This is a genomic window from Psychrosphaera aquimarina (assembly GCF_032461525.1).
Taxonomy (GTDB): Bacteria; Pseudomonadota; Gammaproteobacteria; order Enterobacterales; family Alteromonadaceae; genus Psychrosphaera; species Psychrosphaera aquimarina.
On the sequence record NZ_JAWCUA010000003.1, the window covers coordinates 306,688 to 329,649 of the forward strand.

At 37.5% G+C, this 22,962-nt stretch carries 20 protein-coding genes; 9 read left to right on the forward strand and 11 right to left on the reverse strand.

Translation table 11 applies throughout. The features are described 5' to 3' along the window. Positions 1 to 6 precede the first annotated feature (6 nt). From RT723_RS04600 to RT723_RS04615, 4 genes are read right to left on the reverse strand one after another with little or no spacing between them, the layout of a single operon-like run. Positions 7 to 1,287, reverse strand: a complete 1,281-nt coding sequence (locus RT723_RS04600; RefSeq protein WP_315946043.1) for an SMODS domain-containing nucleotidyltransferase — start codon at positions 1,285 to 1,287, stop codon at positions 7 to 9. A gap of 14 nt (positions 1,288 to 1,301) precedes the next feature. After that, positions 1,302 to 2,423, reverse strand: a complete 1,122-nt coding sequence (locus RT723_RS04605; protein WP_315946044.1) for a restriction endonuclease subunit S — start codon at positions 2,421 to 2,423, stop codon at positions 1,302 to 1,304. A 54-nt stretch (positions 2,424 to 2,477) separates the two neighbouring features. Next, the gene (locus RT723_RS04610; RefSeq protein ID WP_315946045.1) at positions 2,478 to 4,019 is read right to left on the reverse strand and encodes a type I restriction-modification system subunit M; all 1,542 of its coding nucleotides are present in this window, start codon (positions 4,017 to 4,019) and stop codon (positions 2,478 to 2,480) included. Between the two features lie 59 nt (positions 4,020 to 4,078). Continuing rightward, entirely contained in the window at positions 4,079 to 4,654 is a 576-nt protein-coding gene (locus tag RT723_RS04615; RefSeq protein WP_315946046.1) for a restriction endonuclease subunit S, read from the reverse strand. A 156-nt stretch (positions 4,655 to 4,810) separates the two neighbouring features. Between RT723_RS04615 and RT723_RS04620 the strand changes: the two genes are divergently transcribed. The 9 genes from RT723_RS04620 to RT723_RS04660 all read left to right on the forward strand — a co-directional run bounded on the left by RT723_RS04620 (position 4,811) and on the right by RT723_RS04660 (position 12,358). Next, the gene (locus RT723_RS04620) at positions 4,811 to 7,552 is read left to right on the forward strand and encodes a hypothetical protein (RefSeq protein WP_315946047.1); all 2,742 of its coding nucleotides are present in this window, start codon (positions 4,811 to 4,813) and stop codon (positions 7,550 to 7,552) included. After that, positions 7,549 to 9,579, forward strand: coding sequence for an integrase (locus tag RT723_RS04625; protein ID WP_315946048.1), 2,031 nt, complete (start codon positions 7,549 to 7,551; stop codon positions 9,577 to 9,579). Before RT723_RS04620 ends, RT723_RS04625 begins: the two co-directional genes overlap by 4 nt. A gap of 10 nt (positions 9,580 to 9,589) precedes the next feature. Next, positions 9,590 to 9,973, forward strand: coding sequence for a hypothetical protein (locus RT723_RS04630; RefSeq protein ID WP_315946049.1), 384 nt, complete (start codon positions 9,590 to 9,592; stop codon positions 9,971 to 9,973). A 52-nt stretch (positions 9,974 to 10,025) separates the two neighbouring features. Beyond that, on the forward strand, positions 10,026 to 10,319 hold the full coding sequence (locus tag RT723_RS04635; protein ID WP_315946050.1) for a hypothetical protein: 294 nt from the start codon (positions 10,026 to 10,028) through the stop codon (positions 10,317 to 10,319). Positions 10,320 to 10,401: 82 nt separating this feature from the next. Continuing rightward, a complete protein-coding gene (locus RT723_RS04640) occupies positions 10,402 to 11,100 on the forward strand; it encodes a class I SAM-dependent methyltransferase (protein ID WP_428983601.1) in 699 nt (232 codons plus the stop codon). A gap of 55 nt (positions 11,101 to 11,155) precedes the next feature. Beyond that, positions 11,156 to 11,629, forward strand: coding sequence for a peroxiredoxin (locus RT723_RS04645; protein WP_315946052.1), 474 nt, complete (start codon positions 11,156 to 11,158; stop codon positions 11,627 to 11,629). Between the two features lie 51 nt (positions 11,630 to 11,680). Next, entirely contained in the window at positions 11,681 to 11,923 is a 243-nt protein-coding gene (locus RT723_RS04650; RefSeq protein ID WP_315946053.1) for a cysteine-rich CWC family protein, read from the forward strand. A 51-nt stretch (positions 11,924 to 11,974) separates the two neighbouring features. Then, a complete protein-coding gene (locus RT723_RS04655) occupies positions 11,975 to 12,151 on the forward strand; it encodes a hypothetical protein (protein WP_315946054.1) in 177 nt (58 codons plus the stop codon). Between the two features lie 9 nt (positions 12,152 to 12,160). After that, complete coding sequence (locus tag RT723_RS04660) at positions 12,161 to 12,358, forward strand: DUF4019 domain-containing protein (RefSeq protein ID WP_315946306.1); 198 nt, start codon at positions 12,161 to 12,163, stop codon at positions 12,356 to 12,358. Positions 12,359 to 12,454: 96 nt separating this feature from the next. Here the strand turns inward: RT723_RS04660 and RT723_RS04665 are convergent, their stop codons facing one another. From RT723_RS04665 to ilvD, 7 genes are all read right to left on the reverse strand, one after another. After that, positions 12,455 to 12,718: a hypothetical protein gene (locus RT723_RS04665; RefSeq protein ID WP_315946055.1), complete on the reverse strand. Its 264-nt coding sequence runs from the start codon at positions 12,716 to 12,718 to the stop codon at positions 12,455 to 12,457. Between the two features lie 81 nt (positions 12,719 to 12,799). Then, on the reverse strand, positions 12,800 to 16,021 hold the full coding sequence (locus RT723_RS04670) for an efflux RND transporter permease subunit (protein WP_315946056.1): 3,222 nt from the start codon (positions 16,019 to 16,021) through the stop codon (positions 12,800 to 12,802). Positions 16,022 to 16,035: 14 nt separating this feature from the next. Further along, entirely contained in the window at positions 16,036 to 17,046 is a 1,011-nt protein-coding gene (locus tag RT723_RS04675; protein WP_315946057.1) for an efflux RND transporter periplasmic adaptor subunit, read from the reverse strand. 528 nt (positions 17,047 to 17,574) lie between these two features. Further along, on the reverse strand, positions 17,575 to 17,796 hold the full coding sequence (locus RT723_RS04680; RefSeq protein WP_315946058.1) for a hypothetical protein: 222 nt from the start codon (positions 17,794 to 17,796) through the stop codon (positions 17,575 to 17,577). A gap of 50 nt (positions 17,797 to 17,846) precedes the next feature. Beyond that, entirely contained in the window at positions 17,847 to 19,307 is a 1,461-nt protein-coding gene (locus tag RT723_RS04685) for a M20 family peptidase (protein ID WP_315946059.1), read from the reverse strand. Between the two features lie 136 nt (positions 19,308 to 19,443). Next, positions 19,444 to 20,994, reverse strand: coding sequence for a threonine ammonia-lyase, biosynthetic (gene ilvA, locus RT723_RS04690; RefSeq protein ID WP_216055344.1), 1,551 nt, complete (start codon positions 20,992 to 20,994; stop codon positions 19,444 to 19,446). A gap of 91 nt (positions 20,995 to 21,085) precedes the next feature. Then, positions 21,086 to 22,945, reverse strand: a complete 1,860-nt coding sequence (gene ilvD, locus RT723_RS04695; protein ID WP_315946060.1) for a dihydroxy-acid dehydratase — start codon at positions 22,943 to 22,945, stop codon at positions 21,086 to 21,088. Between the last annotated feature and the right edge of the window lie 17 nt (positions 22,946 to 22,962).

Here is a 22,962-nt window from a genome sequence, read left to right on the forward strand (position 1 = left end):
CTAGCCTCACTGGATTGGTACATCGATTCGGTCTCTTGCGACTACAACATCATTTTGAATAACAAAACATTCAACAATATGTTCTCCGTTAAAATCTGTTTTTTCGTCTTTCTTTCTAAAGCCTTTATCAATAACTATATCACCTCGAATGCAATCTCTTTGTTCAGCTACTGCACCACGATTAAGGACCTTCCACTTGATAATGAACTCACCTGGAACATCAATATCAGCAATAAAGAAGTTAAGTTTTTTCTTTGATTGTAATTTTAGCTTTCTAGCTAACATATTTCGAAGTAAAGCTTCCCTGAAACCGTTTTGTGAAACTTCACATTCAAGCCTTACGTTAAATCGAATGTCTACAGTGTATAAATCTTCAATAAACTGTTCTGTATTTCTAAACGAGTAAGCTGAAGATTTGCTTTCTTGCACCGCAGCAACAGGAAAAGGTCGGCCAAATATTTTTTTCCACTTTTTATTGGCGGAGCTTGTTTCTCCTGCTGCAATGGCTGTTAAACTATTTTCGTAAGCTTCTTTTGCTTTGCGCTGAAATTTGCTTTTAACATTAACTCGTTGATTACTACCTAAGGCTAAGTAGTAGTCTTTGTTTGGCTCTTCCGATACATACTTAAAGAAATCTCGGCACAACCAGTCATAATAAGCTGTTGAACGATTATCATAATCAGAGTTAGACTTAAGAAAGTTATACGCTAAGGTATCGACTAATAATCCACCCATACCAACACCGCATTTGTTCTTCCATGCTCTAGCCATTTTACAAAGCTTGCGTAGATTTTTATTTTTTTGATCAACAAACTCTTTCATCGCTTTAATTTCTTCACGAGGCTTGGTGATCTTCCAACATCCACCATTGTATGTGTCGGGATACTTGAAGCTACCATCGTCTTGCTCAAAAACAGGCTGAACTTCAACCATAAATCCGTTGTAAAGAACCTGCACAACCAAGCGATCTTTATTCACTGTTGTTTTTCGATATCGGGCTTGAATGGCATCTTTGGTGTCATCTAATAACTTAGACTGCTTACCGTTTTTATAATCATTCCATTTAGAACTTGGCATGATATAAAGCATGTCTAAATCCGATATGCCTTTTATAGCAGTCCAACGGCCATAAGAACCGACTTGCAAGCTATTAGTGGTTTTTGACTCGGTATCTCTAAACTTTTTATTTAATGCCGAAGTGATTTCTTCATACTTAGAGGTAATAGATGCACTATTATCAATCGCTAAATTTCTCAAAAAGTCGGTAAACATCTCTGTTGTAGTCATTAATAATCCTTTATTTACACTATTACTCTGCGCTTACCCGTTAATAACTGCTGCATTAATGCTTTTTTCTCTTGCTTTAAATCAGTAAGTTGTTGTTTTAAAAGCTCGATTTCATTGTCGGCATTGGTTAATACTGAGGCGATTTTTTGTTGCTCTTGTTTATCCTTGGGGTATTTAAAATCTTTTTCTTTCAGCTCTCGCATGTGTCTGCTGTATCCAAGGTTTGGAATATCTGTATTTTGTAATAAATAATAAGAAAACTTGGCATCTAGACATTTATTTTCTTTCAATACTTGTGTTCCATCTGCACCTTGAGCAAATTCAAAGTCTACCCATTTTATTATTCTTGTGTGATCTCCAAAAATGATCACTGGTAAATTAGTATGCTTTTCTGCGTTATTTGTATAACCAGAAATAAGTTGTTTGCCTTGATCGACTACAGGAATTTCGCCAATTTCCAAATAATCACCAGATTTAACTTGAGTCTTCTTATCATTAGCAACTTTAAAAATTTCAGTGAATATTGAAAATATCCAGTCACCATCAAACGGTTTGCCTGAATCATCAAGTAGGCGCTTTCTCTGGGTATGAGTGCCTGTGAGCAGTTGTTGCATTAGCGCTTTTTTCTGCTGTTTGCTGTTTTCGATTAGGTGCTCGGTGGTGCTAATCGCTTTATCCCATGTGCCAAGGATAGTGGCGATTTTTTGTTGTTCAGGATACGGTGGGATTGGCACCTTGATTTCCTGTGTCAGTTTGGTATTAAATACGCCTTGTGCTCCACCTGCGGCTCCTGAAAATATTTGATTTTTACCCATAGGAGATAATAAGAAATAAGTAAAAAAATCGGCATCAGCATCATTAACCAAGTCGGTTTTAATAATGATAGAATTTGCCATGTTTGCTAGCCCATGTAGCCCATCAGCTTTACAAACCATGCCTAAATTAGCACCTACGCGAGCGATTAAAATATCATTGTTTTTAATTTGAGATTTTTTGTTCTTTTCATTAAAAGCGTGAGTAACATACTTGAGTTGTACATGTCGAAAATGACCATTACGGATATTTAGAGTTCGATAAAAAGGAACACCTTCTTCAGGTGAACAATAGTGGTCATTAACATTTCCAACATAACCCACAACTATTTTTGGAAAGACTTTACCTAGGGGGATTCCCCCCAGGTTTCAGGGTAATTATTCATAACCCAACTCCTTTAAGTAGCCTGCCATTTCTGCTTCAAGCGTATTAAGCTCACTTTTAAGCGCTACACGTTTTGTACGCACAGCCACTAAATCAATTTCAGCTTCTTCCTCAAAGGTATCAACATATCGAGGGATATTGAGGTTAAAGTCATTTTCAGCAATTTCATCAAAACTGGCAAGGTAAGCGTATTTATCAACACTTTCACGGGATTTGTAGGTGTCGATTATTTTTTGAATATTATCTGGAGTTAATTGGTTTTGGTTTTTGCCTGATTTAAATTCACGACTAGCATCAATAAACAGTACGTTGTTATCCGTTTTTTGCTTTTTAAATAGCAAAATGGCGGCAGGGATACCCGTGCCAAAGAATAGTTTTTCTGGCAGGCCAATAACAGTATCAAGCAGGTTTTCTTCAATCAATTGTTGGCGAATTTTACCTTCAGATGATGCTCTGAAAAGCACACCATGCGGCACAACCACACCCATGCGCCCCCCTTTCTCCGATGAAGAGCCGGGCTTAAGGGTTTCAATCATGTGGCTGATAAACGCATAATCACCTTTTGTTTTAGGTGGTACACCTCGTCTAAAACGACCATATGGGTCGCTGCTAGCATCTTCATGGCCCCATTTATCCAAAGAAAATGGTGGATTGGCGGTCACGATGTCAAAGTGTAATAAGCCAGTTCCTTCTTTATCTAATAACTGAGGATTGCGAATAGTGTCGCCCCATTCAATACGGTGGTTATCTTCACCATGTAGGAACATGTTCATTTTGGCTAGTGCCCAGGTTGCACCAATGGCTTCTTGACCAAATAGCGCATATTTTTTTGAACCTGAGTTTTTACGCACCATTGCGCCACATTTAAGTAACAGCGAGCCAGAACCACAGGCTGGATCACAAATTTGGTCACCTTCAACGGGTTCTAAAATGGTTGCTAATAAATCGGAAACTTCTGGCGGAGTATAGTATTCACCTGCGGTGGCACCACTGCCTGCGGCAAAGTGTTTAATGAGAAATTCATAGGCATTACCTATAACATCTAAACTCCCCACACGTTCAGAACTTAAGTTAAGAATGTCTTTACCAAAATCTTCTAACAAGTGGCGTAGTAAATCGTTCTTTTGCTTTTCTTGACCTAGTTTGTCGGTATTAAAACTGATGTCTTGGAATACATTTTTAAGCTTAGTGCCGTTGGCTTCTTCTAATGCGTGTAGAGCTTGGTCAATACGTTGCCCATTACCTGCTTGGTGACGTTGTTCGTATAAATCCCAAAAGCTTGCACCTTCAGGCAATACAAAACGCTGTTTAGACATCATTGCGGTTATTAATTGTGGGTTATCGCCATGTTGTTCAACGAGCTTTTTGTAATCGTCTTTATATACATCTGAGATGTATTTTAAGAACAACATGGTCAACACGAAGTCCTTGTATGTATCTGCGTTAATAACACCTCTAAATGTGTCACAAGCTGCCCATACTGCTTTATTAACTTCACTTTGTAGTTGGTTGTTTGTTATCTGATCTGTGCTCATTATTTATTCCTTGTCTATTGCTTAAGGCTTTAATTCGGTAAATTAGTTACGTGTAACGGTTATTTTTTCAAAATTGAATTGGCTATAGCTTTAAGTTGTAACTCCCTGTTATGGATCAACTGTAACATTACATTCTTTTCTTTTAATGATGTTTTAGCCAACTCTACTATATTTTTTTGTATTTCAATATCTGGTACAGAAATATCGAATTCTTCTATCACTGATTTTCTAATTCCTACTTGTAAACTCCCTTCAGCACTTAATTCAAAATATCTTTTAGCAATAGCTTGGTTTAATTGCCACGCGAGAAATTCCGGCATAATTATCTTAGGGTTAGTAATTGTGATTATAAAAAAATGAGGAGAGCAAACGGTGGGAACTTCAGGCTCCAATGTTATACAGCTAGCAATGTTCCTAGGTCCCCTAGATGCAATAATAATGTTTCCAGAAGTCAACCATCCAGTACTCCCCCTTTGAGTTTCGACATTAGTTCGGACTAAATTGTTCCAGTTAATGACACCATCATTATCAATGTCTTTGATTTGAATTACTTTAGATTCAGCATCATCCTTAGCATCTATTCTGCCTCTGAATGGGTGCCCAGCACGAATTTTCGTAACTTCTTTTAACTTCATTCTTTGCATAGGTTAATTAACCATTTCAATATTGATTAAAGTCACTCTAGCATACAAATCACTATACAACATCTCGATAATGCACAAAATAACTTGCAATATGAAAAATAAGCACTATTGTGATGGTGTATTAATGTACTAGGTAGGAAATATTATATGTTGTTAAAATTTAGAGATTCAAACCTCAACATCAGGCTAGATGGGATAATTAAGCATAGTAAGCCATTAGCTAATGATATAAATACTTGTTATCAAACATTTTTGAATAATCAATGTAAGTGGAATTATCAGGAGAGTACTATCTCAAAAGGTATTCGTGCTATTACTACTCAATTTGAAAATTTACTAATCGAGTTGGATAAACACACAAAGAAAGCGTTACTGAAAAATGGCTTATCCGCGCTAGAAAATGAAATTGTGTGGTTAAATATTGAGAGCGCTTTCTTTAATACCTACAATCATAGTGAGGAGAAGAGGTTCCTCACAATATTAAATAACTCATTTCTCCTTTTAGCTCGCTTATTTCACAATGATTCTGACTTAGTATCTCCCAGTACAATAAAAGTCAAAGGCATATTTATTAATACACTTAAACTATATAAAGCATCATATTTATTGATGAATCAATATCAGATGTTCATACGATATTTAGAAGATAGTGGGAAAACTCAAAGGGAGATAAAACGTATAAAAGCTAGTACCCACGCTATCCTTAATGAACTTATACAAATTGAAAAATATCGTAAGCTGCTCGCTGAGGTGGGATTAAGGACATTTGTTTATGATGAACATATTTTACAGGAAGTATTAAAATCAAAAATGTATACAGGCAAACATTTTGAAATTTTCCTCAAGCACATAGACAGTATTGCTTTCGCTAATTTTGATAGCAAAACCTTTGGGAAAAAAACCATAGTCTACAAAGGTGACAATAAACTTGATTTAACCACATTACATAATACTTCAACTACTTTATTTGAAGAGCTAAATAATTTTTCAAAGGTTATTGGACATTCAGTTGATACCCACCTATCACGGGGGTCAATCCGAGATCGATTCTCCGAGTTCACTAGGGCAATAGGTATATTACAAACTAAGCTTACGGATGACTTATACCAAGAATTCCTCAAAAATGGTGTAAGAGTTTTAATCTGTAATAATAATCTTAAGCAGTTATATAACGATCAAGATGTTCCTAGGTGGGTAATTTTAAGCATTCACCGAATATGTCTATATATTTATCCCAAAGAAACACCTGAAATTGTTACTTTGCATGATAATTTGCTTTCATTTCCGAGTGTTAGTGAAAATAGAGACCCTTTATCCGACTTCTCAATAATCAAGAACATCTCAGAGTTGTTGTTTGATGATTTTAAAAATTTACTTGAGGAACTTATAAACGACATCGATCTTAAAGTCTATTCGATGATTAGTGTTTACCATAACTATCAGCAGATTAAGTCTTTGCTAGTTAAGTACAAAGATTCTTTTAGTGAACCACACCTCGAAATATTGAGAAAGCATGGATTAAAAAGTTTTGGTATTAAAGATGGATTAATTCAAAAGCATTTATTAGCTCAGTTACAGGCAAGCGTATTAAATGGCTCATTCAATCGTTCTACCGCCATTACCTATCGCTCTAGTTTTATATGGTTCTTGCATGAGTTAAATATTCCATACTACGAGATATACCCTATCAATAACTCTAAAGCTGTTAAGTATCAGGAACGATTAAATTCACAAGACTTCTATTCAGAAAATGAATGTAGAGAACTAGCTTTTCATATAGAAAAATTATTAAGTGACGATAGTACTTCTCTCAACGTACGAATTTTGTTGCTTTTTGGAAAAGTGATATTAAAAACAGGCTGGAATATCAGCCCATTACTTAAATTAGAATGCGAGGATATTGTCCAGATTGAATCACCGATCACCAATAAATCCGAGTTTGCAGTTGTGCTTCAAAAGGCAAGGGCTGGATATCGAAATGACACTTATATCTTTGAAAAAAACGAGTTACAAGCCGATGCCTACAAGAGTGCTATTACGGATTTGTTAATCGTTCGTGACGAACTAACAAGTCATTTACGAACGCAGACTAAAGAGCACAGTAACTATGTTTTCATAATACCCAGCAAAGAAACTGTGATCAAACTTGAGTACAGCCACCTAAAAAGGCTATCCGCAATATTGAACGCTGTAGGGTGTAACGTTAACTTTATTGCACGAAAAATTCGTAAAGGAGGTCTAAATTATATTTATCGTAAAGTACAGAAGAACATATCTAGTTATATCAATATAGCCAATCACTCGTTTGAGACGTTTGAGTCAAACTATTTAAGGATAGACCCAAATCAGTCTCGTTACACTCTCAATCAAGCGACCAAAGTTATGTCTGATTATTTTACTGGAAAAGACATAAGCTCTGTTATTCAAATTATCACAGATAACTCAACCGAACACACTCAAATCATACCCGCTGGTGTTTGTGCATCTAAAGAGGGAAGCGAAGAAGCTGTACGTTACAATAAAGAACATCGTAAATTGCACCAAGATAATGATACCAATGTACTAAATCTATGCGCAGATTTTCTAAGTTGTATCTGGTGTAAATACTATAGAGTGGTAGTAGATTCAGAGCATGTTTGGAAGCTATTAAGTTACAAAAATTATATTTTACTAAATATGGAATTATCGGTTGTAGATTTCCATGACACTAATAACCAAATATCAAGTATTAACATACTTAAACAAAGGGTTGATGAGATCATTTCGAGCCTAAAAGAAAGAGATAACAAAGCGGTATGTGAAGGATATGCGTTAATAAAACAGCATGGAATACATCCTGACTGGGAGTTTGCATTCCCTTCTATGCCACTAAGTATAGGAGAGTTATGATGTCTGAATTAAATACGATAGTTAACTGTATCACGGATGTTAATAACACTATTAAAATAAAACGGCTTTCTACTAATGAAATTCAAACCCTATCTCATCTAATTGTATGGGAATCCGAAACTTTTGATGGGCAAAAAACAATATTTGGTGGTGTCCGTTTTAAGTATTCTCTAAAAGAAAAAGGGGTTTTGATTAATACAGGTTCAATCATATTTGACTATGAAATAAAAGCAATAATGGTTGCTTCACTACATTTGGGAATGGTCGTAGGTGGATCTCCTTTAGAATGGAAATCAGTTATGTCCAGAGTCAATATACTCAAGCGATTTTGTATTTTCTTGCAAGTTAGAAATTACAGTTCGTTTCGAGATATGGACGAATTACCTGAATTGAAACTTCGGAATCTTCTAATTGATTTTATGTATGTACCGAAGGAAGAAGGAGGATTAGCCGCTGATATTTTTACTTCTTTAATAAAGGCCGCTCGTGATTCCTTAAAACTACTGCATATTTATGGACTAGTTGAAGAGCAACCTTTCTCTTTATTACTTGATGAATTAACTATTAATAAAATAAGAAAACATGAAAACCAACATAGATTGAAACATTCAATTATTCCAACACTTGTGATGAAGTCATTGATTCAAGCATCAACTGAGTATTTAAACTCAGTTAAAGCCAATATTAATAGTATTATTGATACTCACAAAAAAGCAAATGAACGTATAGAAGGATCTGGAATAAATAACTCAAAGCATATTATATTATCTGTAAAGGGAAAGTTAAAAAGTGATTTGACCATAGTAACTGCACTAATTAAGGATTTAAACCTTCATGTTTATACGTTAATTTTAGCATTCACTGGAATGCGCTTCAATGAGGTATTTGAACTCAAAAACAACTGCCACTCAAGTAAAATGGAATCGGGTGAAAAAATTTACACCATCAGGAGCCTTTTATCAAAAACCACTGAAGGGGTTCTTGAGCTTGACTGGATCGCCAATGAAGTCGTTTTTGAAGCTATAGATCTGTTAAGTAAAGTTAATGAAGTTTATAAAGAAAGAGCAATATTACTTCTTGAACACCAAAGCCATATTTTATCTGACTCCCAAATACGTGAATACAGGTATGGATTAAAACGCAATCGTTTGCTGGGTATTTCTCACAATAAAGGGACTGTTCGCTTTGTTACATCGTATTCACTCCACGATAAAGGCAGCTTTGCATCTTTGATAAGACATTCATTTAAGGTAACAGCCAGTGATATTGAACAATTAGAAAAAATGGGATGTAATTATCAATCAGTTTCGCAAACAAGTGGTAAACGAGGATTAAAATATAAAGTAGGGGATACCTTTAATTTTACAGCACATCAATTTCGTCATACTTTTGCATGGTTCATTATTGCTAATCGCTTAGGGGATCTTGATGATATTAAATATCAGTTCAAACATCTAAAAAATATGATGTCGTTGATATATTCAGAAAGAGGATTTGAATCTTTAAATGAACTTAGGTCTGTTATTGAATACTTTGAAACGTTAACAAACAGCCAGGCTATTGAAAATATTGTTGAATCTGCCAAACGAAACGAAGTTACTGGAGGTGGAGGAGATAAACTTTCTAAGTTTCTTGCAAAAATAAATTCGAATCAATCACAAGTAATATACACAACAGCCCAACAACCACATTTCAACAACACACAAGAATTAATAGATTTTTCAACCAAACATGGCACGATAATTAGAGGGTTACCGCATGGCTATTGTACTAAAGGTGTTGAATGTAAAATAAAGAATGCATCTGACCCTTCGCATTGTTTATATTGTGATACGTATTACGTGACACCAAAGCATTTACCATATTGGGAAGCTATTAAAAAAAGTTGCGAGAATAAAATAGAGCGAATTAACGAACTACCGGATTCATCCAAATACCAAGCGTACTTTACAGGCTTAAAGGATAATTTAAACGCTGCCAATAAGATAATTGATAAGCTTACACCAGCTCTAAAGAAACAATCATAAAAGGACTGTAATGAATACCCGAGAAAAATTATTAACCTGTGTAAAAAAATTTGAAGAAAGTAACATTCCTATCAGCATCTCAAAAGTTGCTGGCGAAGTTGGCATAAGTCACTCTCATATATCTAACAATCATCCTGATATTAGGGATGATATTATTAGAATTAAGAAAGAACAAAAAATACAAATATTAATTGAAAAAAAGAATAATAAAACCGAAAAGTTGATTAAACATAATGAAACTCTTGCCCGAAAGCTCTCTTTAGCCAAGGATAAACAAGCTGACAAAACCATAGCAACCTTAATGGCTCACATACAAGAGTTATATTCAATGTATGACTCACTGCTTGAAGAGCGGAACTCTTTTGCAGAAAGAATATTAGATTACGAAAAGTGAGACAGAAAGTCATTTTGTGAGTAACATATTGTTATAAATTAAAGGATTTTAGATGGGTTATTTGATTAGATTACGGTTCTTTTTTGTTACTAGGTCCAAAGCCTTTATAAATAAGGTTACTAACGGTTTTTATATTTTTCAAGATGTGATTAGGTCGGATGAAGCTTATTTCAGAGCTTACAAACATATTGATGGTGGCGTAAGCAGTAAAAAAAGCCAACAAACCATGCAACAATGTTTTGATATTTGGCAGCAACAAACAGGTTATTCTTATCAAACATTAAGCCGGGTATTGTCGTTTTCTGTGGGAGATAATTTTGTAGGCGTAGTCACTGATGGCAGCTGATCAATCAAACACCTTACAATTTGTTAATTGGCGTACCGCGCCGTTGGAAATAATCGACCTAGCTGAACAGTTTGGTTGGATTATGGCGAACAAGGCCCCGAATGATGAGTCATTACATATCGCTTTTGACGACGACAAACTGTTTTTAACCCGAGACAGTAAAACCAAAATATTTGTCGACTTTGCTGAGGGGGCAAATGCTCATAGACAAAAATTCGGTGGTGGTAAAAACCAAGCTATCGCTAAAGCGGTAGGGTTAAATAAAGTAGATTTGTCAAAGTCCTCGTTAAAGGTCTTTGATGCTACTGCCGGTATGGGTAAAGATGCGTTTGTATTGGCTTCCTTAGGCTGTGAAGTTACATTAGTTGAACGCCAACAACCTATCTATGCATTATTGGTTGATGGTTTTCGGCGTGCGAAAACATCAACTCATTTACCTTGGTTTGAGGAGCGTATGAGTCTGATTCATGCCCCTGCACAACAAGCATTAACGCAAGCTATATCGAATAAACAAGACGTAGATGTGGTGTATCTAGATCCTATGTTTCCACATAGAGTAAAATCGGCGGCGGTAAAAAAAGACATGGCGCTGTTTCAGACGTTTGTTGGGACAGATGATGATGCAGATGAGTTACTGCCAAGTGCAATAACCTTGGCTAAAAAGAGAGTTGTAGTGAAACGTCCAGACTACGCACCATTCTTAAATGCACAGCAGCCAAGCACGCAAATTAAAACCAAAAAGAATAGATTTGATGTATATGTTAACGCAGCCATGGTATAAATTGGCTGTTATTCAACGAAGAATATAAAAATAATAAGAAAATATAGGATGTTAGATGATAGATGTAAACAGTAAGCTACCAAGTGTCGAGTTTCAGTATTTTGCAGAGGGTGAAATGATCACCGCAACAACTGAAGAATTATTTGCTGGTAAAAAAGTGGTTATGTTTGCAGTCCCTGGTGCATTTACACCAACTTGTTCAAACACTCACCTTCCTGGTTATGTGGTAAATTATGATAAGTTCATAGCTAAAGGAATAGATACTGTTATTTGTTTATCAGTAAACGACGCTTTTGTTATGGATGCTTGGGGCAAAAGTCAAAACGCAGAAAATATTATCATGCTAGCCGATGGTGGCGCAGACTTCACTAAAGCAATCGGCTTAGAAGCTGAAACCGGCATTTTTGGTGGTACTCGTTCACGTCGTTACGCTATGGTCGTTGATGATGGTATGTTGCAAGTACTTAACGTTGAAGAGCCTAAAAAGTTTGAAGTAAGTGATGCTGAAACCATATTAGCTTTACTTTAATAGGTAAACATCAGTTAACAATTAGATAAATTAGCGTTTAAAGAGGCATGTGTGAGTCAATCAGTACAAAAAGCTAACCCACAATTATGCCCTTTATGCGCTAAAGACAATGCTTGTGGCAATCTGGTGAGCGACTCTCTAGTTTGCGACCCAGAAACGAAACAAACCTGTTGGTGTCAAAACCCTAAATTACAATTCCCACCTGAGTTATTACAACAAGTCCCAGATGCTGAAAAAAACAAATCTTGTATTTGTCAGGCTTGCGCGACAAGCTTTATAATTTCAAGGTCATGAAGTTAATTAGCCGTAGTAAAGAGTTCGATTGTTAAATATCAAGGAATTCAAATGAGAACATTTTTATGTATTGTTACGCTGTTTACGGCATTAGTCGTAAATGCCAAGCAAGTTAAGGCTCCAGAAGCATCAATGCATTGGTTAAGTCTTATCGATAATGGCGACTATGCAGAAAGCTGGCAATTGGCAGATAAAATATTCCAATCACAGCTAACGATAGGTAAATAGGAAGTTGCGCTGAATAATGTACGAGCACCTTTAGGCGATGTTAAATCTAGAGTGGCATTAGGAGAAAAAGCATTTACATCTTTACCTGGTGAGTACGTGGTACTGCAATTTAAAACAGATTTTGAATTTAAAAAAGACGCTATTGAAACACTCACCTTAACTAAAACTGACGGACAATGGCGTGCTATTGGTTACTTTATTAAATAGTTGGTGTACTTCGTTCTGTATTTCAGTTGAATTCAGCAATGAGTAAATGTGGTGTAAGAATCCAGTGGGTTATAGAAGTTAAATGCACACTGGTGATCATTCATCGTCAAGAGGTTCCCCATTTTCATCTTTTTTCTTAATGTGTTCCTGTTTAATGTTTTCAATTTTTTTGATTTCTTGATGTGGTATTGGAAAAATCGAAATTACAGGAAAGATAGTCAAAAATATCAAAGCCCCTTTTGACATTTTTTTGCTCCAGAGCACCAACCAATACAAAATTTGCACGACAAAAACAGCAAAACACACTAATAAAAAATAGCTAAAAAAACTCTCAATTTTAGCACCACTCAATAAATCCATTTACACCACCTATTATATTTATACTAATGAGGTGAGGGGCTAAATGGATATATCAAGTGGCCGCAGTTATGTGTGACCTTACTAAATTTTGTCTTTTTTACTTCTGTAATAAGCAATAGGAATAACAAACAAGGTCAGTGCTGACGATACCGCCATACCAAAGATTAATGAGACGGCTAATCCCTTAAATATTGGATCTGACAAGATAAACAACGCGCCTATCATGGCAGCTAACGCGGTCAATATTATAGGTCTTGCACGCATTTGAGCAGACGCTACGACGGCATCTTTTAAGTCCACACCTTGGGCTAATTGCTGCTCAATAAAGTCGACTAACAAAATTGAGTTCCGGACGATAATACCTGCCAGTGCTATCATGCCTATCATAGAAGGAGCCGTAAATTTAGCATCCAATAACCAATGACCAGGGAAAATGCCGATAATAGTTAATGGAATTGGCGCCATGATAATTAATGGTAAACGATAGTTTTTAAACTGGCCGACAATTAATAAGTAAATCAGTAACAAACCAACCCCATAAGCGATACCCATATCACGGAATGTTTCGTAGGTTATTTGCCACTCGCCATCCCATTTTATTGCATTGGTGTAAGGCGTATCTGGCGCTTGAGTGTAAAAGATATCTGTATCAGGGTTTTGTTCTGAAAAAGTGCCACCGGCTTCAAACATGCCATATAACGGACTGTCTGTATCACCCGCCATATCGGCTACAACATAAATAACCGGACGTAAATCTTTGTGATAAATAGGCTGATCTTGTACAGCTTTAATCACTTGAGTGAATTCACTTAACGGGATTAATTTGCCATTAACATTAGCCATCTTAGTATTTAACCAAGCGTTTACATCGGCTTTATAAGGGCTGTTGGCAGACACTATGATAGGCGTTGGAGTATTACCTAAACGGTCGTGTAAATAGCCAACAGGCTGCTCTGACAACAACTGATATAACATATTTTGTGCGTCTGCTTTGACTATGCCTAGTTGTTGAGCACGGGATTCATCAATTACCACTTTCCATTTTAGCTGTTGAGCTGCAATAGAAGTGTCAGTATCGACAACTTCGTTAGTGTTATTAAAGGCGTGCAATAATTGTTTTGCGGTATTTTCACGACTGGCTTGGTCTGGCCCATACACCTCCGCTACTATTGGCGCCAACGTAGGAGGGCCTGAAGGTTCTTCTACCATTTTAAAATTGGCATTTAACTTATTGGCAACAGGTAATAACAAATTACGAATTTGTTTGGCTATATCGTGGCTGCCCATATTTTCACCAAGAGAGCTGCGCTCATTATTTTCTACTATACGTAATGTGATCTCACCTTGATGAGACATTTCACGCATATAATACTGACGTACCAAACCATTAAAGGTTATAGGCGCATACGTACCCGCATACAGCTGATAGTCAACAACATACTCTTGTTCAGCTAACACAGAAGAGAGCTCTTGCAATGCAGCTAAGGTGGTTTCTACAGTGGTGCCTTCGGGCATATCAACGGCAATTTCCATGGTCGCCTTGTTATCAAACGGCAGCATTTTTAATAACACTAAACCGGAAGTAGGCAATACCATAACGGCCACCATTAATGACACAATCACACCAAATAACTTCCACTGATTTGCTAAAGCATTTTTAGAGGTAATAAATTTGCTTAGAACCTTTCCTGCAAATTTGCCAATAACATCATCTGATTCATCATGGGATGGAGCCGGTTTTTCATTAGCATCTTGTTTTGTGTTGTGATGTTTTAATAAACGTACTGCTAACCAAGGGGTAATGGTGAATGCAATGATCAGCGATAACAGCATACCGGTACTGGCATTGACTGGAATTGGGCTCATGTAAGGGCCCATTAAGCCAGAAACAAACGCCATAGGTAATAAGGCTGCGATAACCGTAAAAGTGGCTAATATGGTTGAACCACCCACTTCATCAACGGCTTTTGGTATTAACGTGGTTAATGATTCATCTGGGTGCGACTGTTGACGTCGATGAATGTTCTCCACCACAACAATGGCATCATCAACCAAAATACCGATTGAAAATATAAGGGCGAATAAAGAAATTCTATTTAAGGTAAAACCCCAAGCCCATGAAGAAAACAAAGTTATCAGTAACGTTAAACCAACCGCTAAGCCAACAATAATGGCAGCACGTTTACCCAAAGCAAACAAAACTAAAACAACCACAGCCATAGTGGCGAATAATAACTTTTGAATTAACTTGTTGGCTTTTTGTTGTGCGGTTAATCCACTGTTGCGAGTAACGCTGTATTGAATATTATCTGGGATCACTTTGCCTTTCAGCGTTTGTGCTGTGTCTAATACGGCATTAGCCACATCAATGGCGTTTCGGCCTTCCTGTTTAGCAACACTTAATGTCACAGCTGAGTGTAATTTGGTGTTTTGATCCGAGCCTTTACCAAATCCCATTTGAACATAACTCGTTGGTTTAATACTCGATAAACTCACATCCGCAATATCACGTAAATAAACTAACTTAGAACCCTGAGAGTCTATTTGCGCTGAGATCACTAGGTCTTTTACGTCTTGCTCATTTGTTAAGAACTGACCAATCGCAACGATCACATCTTTATTGCCACTTTGTACTGGTAACTCAGGGGAATGACCACCAAACTGCTGCATCGCACCTAAAACGGCACGTATATCTACACCAAAGGCAGCGGCTTTCACGGGATCAATTTTTACATTCACTGCGTGCTCAGCATAACCTGTTACTTCAATGTTACGACTACCTTCTACACGCTGTAATACTTGGCTAACTGAAGTAGCAACTTGGCCTAATTGTGATTGGCTAACTGTAACATCGTCACTCCAAAAGGTGAGGCTGACAATGGGGACATCGTTAATACCCCGTGCTCTTACTGCGGTTTGACCGACACCATACTGCTGTGGCCAATGCAACTCGGTCATGACTTGATTCCAAGTTTTGACTAAGGCCTCTTGACGTTTAATTCCCACTTTAAATTGCACAGTGACCACTGATTGACCTTGCATAGATACACTATAAACATGTTCTACGCCTGCCATTTGGGACATGGCATTTTCAGCTTTAATGGAAACTTGTTGCTCAACCTCACCACTACTTAAACCAGGTGCCGAGATAAATACGTCTACCATAGTGACGTTAATTTGTGGATCTTCTTCTTTAGGGGTAATTAAAATGGCGATTAACCCCAAAATCACAATCATGATTGCAAACAAAGGGGTAATTGGATTATTTTGCGATAGTCTCGCGATACGGCCTGAAATTCCCATAGTGATCACCTCAACTACTTAGTTTGAGATGCTAGGAATTTAGCACCAAAACGAACGACGGAATCTTTTTCAGTTAATCCTGACAATACTTCAATATTTTGGTCATCACTGTCACCTAAAACGACCTGACGTAATACATGGTGCTCACCTAGTTTTACAATCACAGCAGAAAGGTCACCTTGGTTAAACACAGAACTGATTGGTACAACTAAGGCTGAACGAGGGTCGGTTTTTACAGCAACTTTGATAAAACTACCTGGGCGTTGATTAAAGCTATCTTTGTTGATATTGGCGCGAACTAATAACGTGTGAGTATCTTTATCTAAGTTTGGCGCTATGGTTAAGTTGGTTAATTCCGTCCAATTTCCTTGGCTAGTTTGGGCTAATAATGATTTGTTTGCATCGATATCAGAAACCAGAGAATTAGGTACGTGAACGATCAATCTATTTTGATTAACGGCAAAACCTGACAACATAGCTTGTCCAAACTTAGCGGTTTCCCCCACTTCAATATGACGAGCTGTTACAACACCAGAGTATGGTGCAATCACCTTAGTATACGTAAGCTGTTGTTTAACTTCTGCTATTTGCGCCTTGGCTAAACTAATATTGGCCTTAGCCACTTCCAGCGCACTGCTGGCTTTAGTCATGTCGTTTTCACTGACAAAGCTATTGGACGTTAATTCTTTTAATCGATTGTATTCAGAGTTGGCTTGGTTCGCATTGGCTTGTGCTACTTTTAGTGATGCATTAGCTTTAGCTAACTGAGCTTTTAATTCGGAATTATCAAGTTCAATGAGAACTTTGCCGATGGCAACTTGGTCATCCACGTCGACATGTATTTTTTTTACTTTGGCATTTACTTGGGCAGAAACTGTCGATTCACTAATAGCTTCAACATGTCCGTTCAGTACAACCTTAGTATCAAGTTGAATGCGCTTAACCGCAACACTCTCACTCGCTTGTACGGAAAATATAAAACACAATAAAGTGCTAGTTAATGTGATTAAGTGACTCATTTTCATAATAAATACTCTGTTTGTTCTGTGATTATTTAAGCGCTATGGCCAAATAATAGACTAACGTGAATGAAATAATGTAGTTATTATATATTAGTTTTTACTAATATAGCAAGGTGATAAAATCCTTTATCTTATTTTTGTCTGATAGACGTTATTTCTAACTTGTTTTTACAATTATTAGGGGGATTAGTAACCCCCATTTTTGGGTTATGTAAGGTACTTAGCTATTTAAAATAGTGTCTTGTCGTTCTTTTCGCTCTCTCTCAATATCCTTATAAATTTTTCTTTTGGGATTATTTAAACAAGACAAAATTTCTTCAGGTTGCACAGTACGACAAATAGCCTCTCTTTCACTGTCTGATACGCTATTGCATGCAGCTAATAAGAAAGTAACGGTTAGCGTTAAAATTAGGTATGAATTGGTCTTAAACATAAAGTTTCTTAATTCCTTTAAAAAATCAATTTTATGTCACGTAATTTGACCGAGACATATATTTTCAGTTACCACAATTAAGTGAAAGATTCGCAAATTTATTTGCGGTTTTTAATTAATTCTTGTCTCAGTTTTTCGTATTCATCATAAGTTTTATCGTTAAGATTATTTAAGCAGTCCTCAATATCTTGTGGGGGTAAAGTACGGCAGTGCGCTTTTCTATTATTTTGCACTTCACTGTATAACTCTTTGCTAGTGCACGCCGCTAATACAAATGTCACGATAAGCGCCATAGCTATCTGTAAATTGTAGTTAAACATAAACTTTATAAACTCCATTCAAACTAAAATTGTAGAACACACATTTTGATTTACTGTTGTCGCATAATGCCAGCATAAAAACGTACCGCTTTAACCATATTGTCGATACTAATACGTTCATTAGTGCCGTGCATACGAGCTAAGTCTTGTTTGTTTAAAATCATAGGACTAAAGCGATAACTTTGCGTGATCTCAGAATAAAAACGACTATCTGTTGCTGCTATGGTGATGCCTGGAGTAACGATTACGTCACCATAAGCGGCTGATGCCTGCTCGGCAATAATATTAAAACCAGAACTGTCCATAGTGGCAATTGTTGAAGCCGACTGTGCTGTGACTGTATTGACTTCAATTCGTTCATCATTAATTACCCTTTTTACATGATTTATAACATCGTCAATGGTGTCTCTTGGGTGCAATCTGAAATTAACTATTGCGGTGGCACTGATAGGTAGGACATTGGATTTAATACTACCGGTTAACATAGTTGGGGCAGTGGTGGTTCTTAACATAGCGTTACCACTTGGAATGTTACCCATGACTTTCTCAATAATAGGTTTAAATAACCAAGTGTTGGCAAACAAAATTCGGTAACCCAACGACATATGTCGGCCTAACTTGTCGTACATAATCTCACTAACACCTGTTAAACCACCTGCGACCGGGTTATCTCGTAGCTTAACAATACCATCGGCCAGAATGCTTACTGCTGTATCTTTTGGCGGCATTGAGCTATGACCTCCTTCAGCGTTCGCGACTAACTCTAAATTCAAATAGCCTTTTTCAGCCACGTTTATCATGGCTATTTGTTTTGTTATGCCCGGCACAATGCCATCAATAACGGCGGAACCTTCATCAAGAGACCATGCGATATCCACTTTCTTTTTGGCAAGCCAATTAGCAACTGCCTGTGCGCCAAATTGACTTCCGATCTCTTCGTCGTGAGTTAATGCTACATAGATATCACCTTGCGGTTTAAAGTCTTTATTTGCTAATGCATTTATTGCTTCAAGCATGGCAATAGCTGAACCTTTATCATCCATTGCTCCACGACCCCATATATATTCTTGGTCAATCACGCCATCAAATGGAGCATGTTGCCAGTCTTGTTCTGTACCAGGGTTTACCGGAACCACATCATAATGAGCGGACAATAAAATAGCGGGTTTTTCAGGTTGTAAACCGCGCCAATAAAACACTAAGGTATGTTGATTGATTTTTATTAATTGCAGCTTTTTATGAACAAGTGGGTAAGTACTTCTCACCCAATCTACAAAATGATTAAATGCTTTTTTATCAATTTGAGCCTGATCTTCTTTTGAAATAGTTTTGAACTGTATGGCTGCTGATAGATTGTTAGCCAAAGACATGGGATCAATATCAAGTTCAGGGTTTTCTTTATTTATACTGATGATTGGTTCAGGTGCATCATAAGTTATGGTTCTTACTAAAATGATGGCAATTAAGATCAATATGCACGACAGCAAAATGTTTGTTATTTTTTTTAACATGGATATCTATTCTCAAAAAGACAATTTATGTGACTAAGGCGTTGAATAGATTACGGTAAATTTAAAGGGATGGCGAGGAAAAGTAAATCGACCATTTATCAAGAAATAGCCGATATTAAGAACCAATGACGGTGAGTTAACTGCTTTTTAAGAATAATTTAAAACTTGGATTTTCTGTTTCGTCTTTCCAAGTAAACCCTAGTTCGTCTAGATGCTGACGTAAGTTTTCATCTTCATCGTTGGTTGTTTCAAACGCTGCCAATACCTGACCAAAGGCCGCACCATGATTACGATAATGGAATAACGTAATATTCCAATTTTTGCCTAACGTATTTAAAAATTTAGACAGTGCGCCCGGGTATTCTGGAAATTCAAAACTAAATATTCGTTCGTTTACGGCTTCAATTGGTTTACCACCCACCATATGACGGACATGCAATTTAGCTAACTCATTATCAGTTAAATTCACCACTTGATAATCGGCTTGAGTTAGTTGAGTTATTAATTGTTCAAGCTCTTTTTGACCGTTGGTTAATTTAACACCAACAAATATTTGAGCTTTGCTTTTATCTTGAAAACGGTAGTTAAATTCAGTGATAGCTTTACCGCCGATAACATCACAAAATTCAATAAAGGCACCCTGTCGTTCTGGAATAGTCACCGCGATAACGGCCTCTTTTTTCTCACCGAGTTCGGTTCTTTCTGCTACATATCTTAATTTATCAAAGTTAAGATTAGCGCCAGACAGGACACAAGACAGACGTTGGCCAGTAATACCATTTTCATTTACGTATTTTTTTAGCCCTGCAAGGCTTAAAGCACCTGCGGGTTCCGCAACCGCACGCACATCATCAAATAAGTCTTTTATAGCCGCACAAATTTCATCAGAATTGACAGTGACAACGTCATCACAATACTGTTTTGCCAACTCAAAGGTCTTTTCTCCTATGCGTTTAACGGCAACGCCGTCGGCAAATATATCGACCTGGCCTAAATCAACAGGCTCTCCAGCTTCTAATGCGGCTTTTAAACAAGCGGCACCTTCTGGTTCAACACCGATTACTTTGATTTCAGGTTTAAGTTGTTTGATATACACCGCCATACCTGCAAGCAAACCACCACCACCAACCGGAATGAAAACAACATCTAAATCGCGAACTTGTTGTAATAACTCTTTGGCTACTGTGCCTTGCCCTGCAATGACATGATGATCATCAAACGGGTGGATATAACTCATGGATTTTTCAGCGGCTAAATTAAGAGCAAAGGTATTTGCTTCATCAAAACTTTTACCCACCAAAACTACATTTGCGCCATGACCCCGTACCGCATTGACTTTTATGTCGGGTGTGGTTTCTGGCATCACTATCGTCGCGTTTACGCCCAATGTCTTTGCAGAAAGGGCTAAACCTTGGGCATGATTACCTGCTGAAGCGGCTACGACGCCACAATTTAATTGTGATTTTGTTAGATTTGCGAGCTTGTTATATGCACCACGCAGTTTAAATGAATGGACTGGCTGTTCGTCTTCACGTTTTACAAAAACGTCGTTTTGTAATCTAGTGGACAAACTTTTTAATCTATCAACACTGGTTTGAACGGCAATGTCATAAATAGGAGCCAACAAAATATCGTGAACAAATCCTTGCGCTATTTTCAGTTTATTCAGTTGGTCGGTTGGTGACATAGTAATTCTCTTTTGCTTATATTTATATTGATGTGGATTTCACAATTTTTAGGGTAAATAACCCTTGATGATATGGGTTATTTACCACTAATTAATGTATGAAGTTATCTAATAACTCTCTGTTACGTACCGCGCCTTTATCTGCGCTGGTTGCTAACATAGCGTAGTTTTTAAGTGCATAACTAATTGGACGTACACGATCCGCAGGTTTCCATGCATCTTTTCCTTTTGCTTCCATTTTTGCACGACGTTCCGCTAACGCTTCATCACTAACTTGCAAAGTAATTTCACGAGTAGGGATGTCGATATGGATAATATCCCCTTGTTCAACCAGTGCGATAGTACCTCCGCTTGCAGCTTCTGGAGATACATGTCCGATAGATAAACCAGATGTACCACCAGAGAATCGACCGTCAGTTAATAAGGCACATGCTTTCCCTAAACCCATTGATTTTAAGTAGGTAGTTGGGTACAACATTTCTTGCATACCTGGGCCGCCTTTAGGACCTTCATAACGAATAACCACCACTTCACCTGCAACTACTTTTCCATCTAATATGCCAGCAACCGCAGCATCTTGGCTTTCAAAAATATGAGCAGGTCCGGTAAATACTAAGTTGTCGTCTGATACCCCAGCGGTTTTTACGACACAGCCGTCAACGGCAATATTACCTGAAAGTACTGCTAAACCACCTTCAGTAGAGAATGCATTTTCAAGGCTACGAATACAGCCATTCTCACGGTCGTCGTCTAATGTGTCCCAACGACAATCTTGGCTAAACGCTTTGGTGGTGCGAATGCCTGCAGGGCCAGCACGGTAGAATTTTTTCACTTCTTCATCATCAGTGACCTTGATATCGTATTTGGCAATCACGTCAGCTAGTGTCGTACCTAACACGTTTGGTACATATGTTTTTAATAACCCAGCACGCGAAAGTTCGCCTAAGATAGCAATAACACCACCGGCACGATGTACATCTTCCATATGATATTTAGGTGTTGATGGCGCAACTTTGCATAACTGTGGCACGATGCGAGATAATTTATCCATGTCTTCCATGGTGTAATCTATTTCAGCTTCTTGGGCGGTTGCCAACAAATGCAGGATAGTATTGGTTGAGCCACCCATAGCAATATCTAAACACATAGCATTTGAAAACGAATCTTTATTCGCAATATTGCGCGGCAGTGCAGATTCATCATTGTCCTGGTAATAACGTTTAGTTAATTCAACAATTTGTTTGCCGGCTTTTAAGAATAGTTGTTCACGGTCAGCATGGGTTGCCAACATAGAACCGTTACCCGGTAAAGCTAAACCTAACGCTTCGGCTAAACAGTTCATTGAGTTTGCCGTGAACATACCTGAACATGAACCACAGGTCGGGCAGGCAGAACGTTCTACTTGGTCAGATTGTTCGTTAGATACTTTAGGGTCCGCGCCTTGGATCATGGCATCGACTAAATCCAATTTAATTATCTGATCAGAAAGTTTGGTTTTACCCGCTTCCATTGGGCCACCAGAAACAAAAATGACCGGTATGTTTAACCGCATTGCGGCCATTAACATACCCGGAGTAATCTTGTCACAGTTAGAAATACATACCATGGCATCAGCACAATGCGCATTAACCATGTATTCAACTGAATCCGCAATTAAGTCACGAGAAGGTAAGCTATAAAGCATACCGCTGTGACCCATAGCGATGCCATCATCGACCGCGATAGTATTAAACTCTTTAGCGACACCACCTGCTTCTTCAATGGCGCCAGCCACTAACTGTCCCATGTCTTTTAAATGTACATGACCTGGAACAAATTGAGTAAATGAGTTAACAACGGCAATGATAGGTTTACCAAAATCTCCGTCTGTCATTCCTGTTGCACGCCATAAAGCACGTGCTCCTGCCATATTTCGACCTTGTGTAGACGTTGCTGAACGTAACTTTGGCATCCTAAACTTTCCTTTCT

Coding starts and splice junctions, on each gene's coding strand:
- RT723_RS04645 (WP_315946052.1), top strand. CDS start 11,156: ATGATAGATGTAAACAGTAAGCTACCAAGTGTCGAGTTTCAGTATTTT.
- RT723_RS04680 (WP_315946058.1), bottom strand. CDS start 17,796: ATGTTTAACTACAATTTACAGATAGCTATGGCGCTTATCGTGACATTT.
- ilvD (WP_315946060.1), bottom strand. CDS start 22,945: ATGCCAAAGTTACGTTCAGCAACGTCTACACAAGGTCGAAATATGGCA.
- RT723_RS04640 (WP_428983601.1), top strand. CDS start 10,402: ATGGCGAACAAGGCCCCGAATGATGAGTCATTACATATCGCTTTTGAC.
- RT723_RS04635 (WP_315946050.1), top strand. CDS start 10,026: ATGGGTTATTTGATTAGATTACGGTTCTTTTTTGTTACTAGGTCCAAA.
- RT723_RS04620 (WP_315946047.1), top strand. CDS start 4,811: ATGTTGTTAAAATTTAGAGATTCAAACCTCAACATCAGGCTAGATGGG.
- RT723_RS04670 (WP_315946056.1), bottom strand. CDS start 16,021: ATGGGAATTTCAGGCCGTATCGCGAGACTATCGCAAAATAATCCAATT.
- RT723_RS04655 (WP_315946054.1), top strand. CDS start 11,975: ATGAGAACATTTTTATGTATTGTTACGCTGTTTACGGCATTAGTCGTA.
- RT723_RS04665 (WP_315946055.1), bottom strand. CDS start 12,718: ATGGATTTATTGAGTGGTGCTAAAATTGAGAGTTTTTTTAGCTATTTT.
- RT723_RS04610 (WP_315946045.1), bottom strand. CDS start 4,019: ATGAGCACAGATCAGATAACAAACAACCAACTACAAAGTGAAGTTAAT.
- RT723_RS04630 (WP_315946049.1), top strand. CDS start 9,590: ATGAATACCCGAGAAAAATTATTAACCTGTGTAAAAAAATTTGAAGAA.
- RT723_RS04675 (WP_315946057.1), bottom strand. CDS start 17,046: ATGAAAATGAGTCACTTAATCACATTAACTAGCACTTTATTGTGTTTT.
- RT723_RS04625 (WP_315946048.1), top strand. CDS start 7,549: ATGATGTCTGAATTAAATACGATAGTTAACTGTATCACGGATGTTAAT.
- RT723_RS04685 (WP_315946059.1), bottom strand. CDS start 19,307: ATGTTAAAAAAAATAACAAACATTTTGCTGTCGTGCATATTGATCTTA.
- ilvA (WP_216055344.1), bottom strand. CDS start 20,994: ATGTCACCAACCGACCAACTGAATAAACTGAAAATAGCGCAAGGATTT.
- RT723_RS04600 (WP_315946043.1), bottom strand. CDS start 1,287: ATGACTACAACAGAGATGTTTACCGACTTTTTGAGAAATTTAGCGATT.
- RT723_RS04615 (WP_315946046.1), bottom strand. CDS start 4,654: ATGAAGTTAAAAGAAGTTACGAAAATTCGTGCTGGGCACCCATTCAGA.